The organism is Actinotalea lenta, from assembly GCF_030586465.1.
Lineage (GTDB): Bacteria > Actinomycetota > Actinomycetes > Actinomycetales > Cellulomonadaceae > Actinotalea > Actinotalea lenta.
Window position 1 is genome coordinate 1 of the sequence record NZ_JAUQYP010000003.1, and the last position, 2669, is coordinate 2669.

Below are 2669 nucleotides of genomic sequence, written 5' to 3' on the forward strand. Positions count from 1 at the left end.
GAGATCAACCCGTCCAACGACATCGATGCCTTCCTCACGCTGTGTGAGGACAAGGGCTTCCGGATCATCGTGCGGCCCGGCCCGCAGATCAACTCCGAGCTGACCTGGTTCGGGTACCCCAAGCGGCTGCTCGCCGACGAGCGCGTGCACGCGGTCAGTGGTGCCGGTTCGAAGGTGATCTTGACCCAGGTCCCCAAGCCGATCCCGGCGCTGAACTACGCCTCGGACGCGTTCTACGACGAGACCGCGCTGTGGTACGACGCGATCTGCTCGATCCTGGCCAAGCACGCCTACCCCAACGGGGGGATCGTCGCGGCCCAGGTCGACAACGAGATGGCTTACTTCTTCGGGGTCAACGCCTACATCGCGGACTACTCCCCGGAGTCGGTGGCCGCCTACCGGGCCTTCGTGCTGGGCAAGTACGGCAGCGTCGAGGCGGTCGGCCAGGCCTACTCCCGCACGCTGGGTGACATCGCAGAGCTCGAGCCGCCGCGACGCTTCGAGGCGACCGACAAGGCCGAGATCCCCTGGTATGCCGACTGGGCCGAGTACCGCGAGGTGTACCTGGTGGACGCGATGGACCGGCTGGCCGGCATGATGCGCGAGCGCGGCCTGGGGGGGATCGCGCTGTTCCACAACTACCCCCACCCCCTCGGTCCAGGTGGTGCGGCCTCAGGCTTCACCACGCCGTTCAGCATCCCGAAGCTGGAGGAGAAGCTCGACTTCGTCGGCTTCGACATCTACTCCCGCAAGGAGCTGTTCTCCCACGTCAAGACGGTGGCCTCGTACGTGGTGGGCACCTCGCGGTTCCCCTACATCCCGGAGTTCATCGCCGGGGTGTGGCCCTGGTACCTCAACCCCGGCGACTGGCACGACGAGGAGTTCGTCACCAAGGCCGCCCTGATGCAGGGCATCCGGGGCTTCTCCCGGTACATGCTCGTCGAGCGCGACCGGTGGCTGGACTCACCGATCCGCCGCGACGGACGCGAGCGGCCCGAGAAGGTCGCGATGTTCGGCAACGTCAACGCGATGCTCGAGTCCGGCGAGCTGCACCGCTTCCGCCGGGACGCCGACGTGCTGCTGCTGGCCAACCGCGAGTACGACCGGCTGGAGGCCGCCAGCGTGTTGGTCTCCTTCCCCGGGGACTTCCTGGAGACCCCGAGCGGCTTCTCGGAGTACGCCGGGCCGGTGACCACGAGCGAGGCGGCCCTGGGCTTCGACGTACCGGTCCAGATCGCCAAGGGCACCTGGTTCGGGGCCTTCAGCCAGGCACTCGCCACGACCGGCGGCAGCACCGTGCTGTCCGACACCGATCTGACCGCCCAGGCGTGGTCCAGTCGCAAGGTCGTCGTGCTCACCACCCTCGACTACCTCGACGAGGCCCTCCAGCACAGTCTCGTGGAGTTCGCGCGAGCCGGCGGAGCGGTGCTGATCGGTCCGAAGGTCCCGGCCCTGGACAGCCTGATGCGGCCGTGCTCGGTCCTGGCCGACGCCCTGGGCGCGCCGGCCGAGGACGGCGTGCGGGTCGCCGACGTCGGTGCCGGCTCGATCACCGTGGTCAGCGACCTGGCCGCCGTCCCGCGCGTGGTGGCCGAGGTCACCGCCCGCGCCGGCGTCCACCAGGTCGCGACCAACGACCCGGGCCTGGACGTGACGATCCACTCCGACGCCGACGACCCGGGCGTCAAGGTCGTGTACGTCGCCAACCCCACGGACCACGCCATCGACGCCACGGTCACCCCCGGCTTCGGGCTCGGGGCCGTGCGCGAGCTGTGGGACGAGCGTGACGTCGCCACCGACGGGCGCTGCATCGCCGAGCCGATGGCGCCGTACTCCATCCACGTCTACCGGTGCACCGTCACCGCCTGAGAGGAGAACACCGATGCTGCACCAAGACGTCCTCATGGCAGACATCGACGTCGACCAGTGGCGCAACGCGCAAGCGCTGCTGCTGAGGTCGGCGAAGGCAGCCCGCCGCCTCGTGGTCATCCATGACCACGGGACCGTCGTGAAGTTCATGCACACCGCCGGCGCCGAGTGCACCGGACGGGTGGGCACGGTCGACGACCCGCACACCCTGGCCCGCGAGCTGTACGAGGCCAACGCGGACCTCGTGGACTTCGTCGTGGTGATGGAACGCTCGGCGGTCGACGCCTACTTCGCCTCGGTCCAGGACTCCTGGCAGATCGACGACGACCTCGACGTGTTCGTCCAGCGCACCTACGCGCTGATCGACGACTACCCGGACGGGATCGTCACCCACCCGGGCCCGGCCCGGGAGGTGCTGGGGCTGCAGTGGAAGGTCGGTGCCTCGCTCGCACAGGTGAACGCCGCCGCCACCCTGGTCCCCCCCGACAGCACCGTCATCCTCGGCGTGCACGACCACGAGAGCCTGTGGGCCTCCCTCGTGCTCGACTTCGACACCGACCACAAGGTCACCTCGATCACCACCGCCGACCCGTCCCTCGTGGACCTCCAGGGCTCGCGCGACGACGTGCTCGACCGCCTCACCACATGGCAGTCCGGAGCCGGCAAGACCGTCTCGCTCGGCCTGCTGCTCGACCACGACGCCGCCGAGGAGTTCCTCACCGCACCCGCCACGAAGAAGGGTGAGGTTCTCGCGGGGCTCGCTGCTGCGGGTCGCGCGACGTACCGGGCCTGACGGCCCA

Annotated in this window: 2 protein-coding genes; both read left to right on the forward strand. The window is 69.3% G+C overall.

Annotated features, from left to right (window positions below; genetic code table 11):
* Positions 1 to 1869, forward strand: a 1869-nt coding sequence (locus Q6348_RS15650) for an alpha-amylase family protein (RefSeq protein WP_304602342.1), incomplete at its 5' end; no start/stop codon positions are given.
* 13 nt (positions 1870 to 1882) lie between these two features.
* Complete coding sequence (locus tag Q6348_RS15655) at positions 1883 to 2662, forward strand: hypothetical protein (protein WP_304602343.1); 780 nt, start codon at positions 1883 to 1885, stop codon at positions 2660 to 2662.
* Positions 2663 to 2669: the final 7 nt, after the last annotated feature.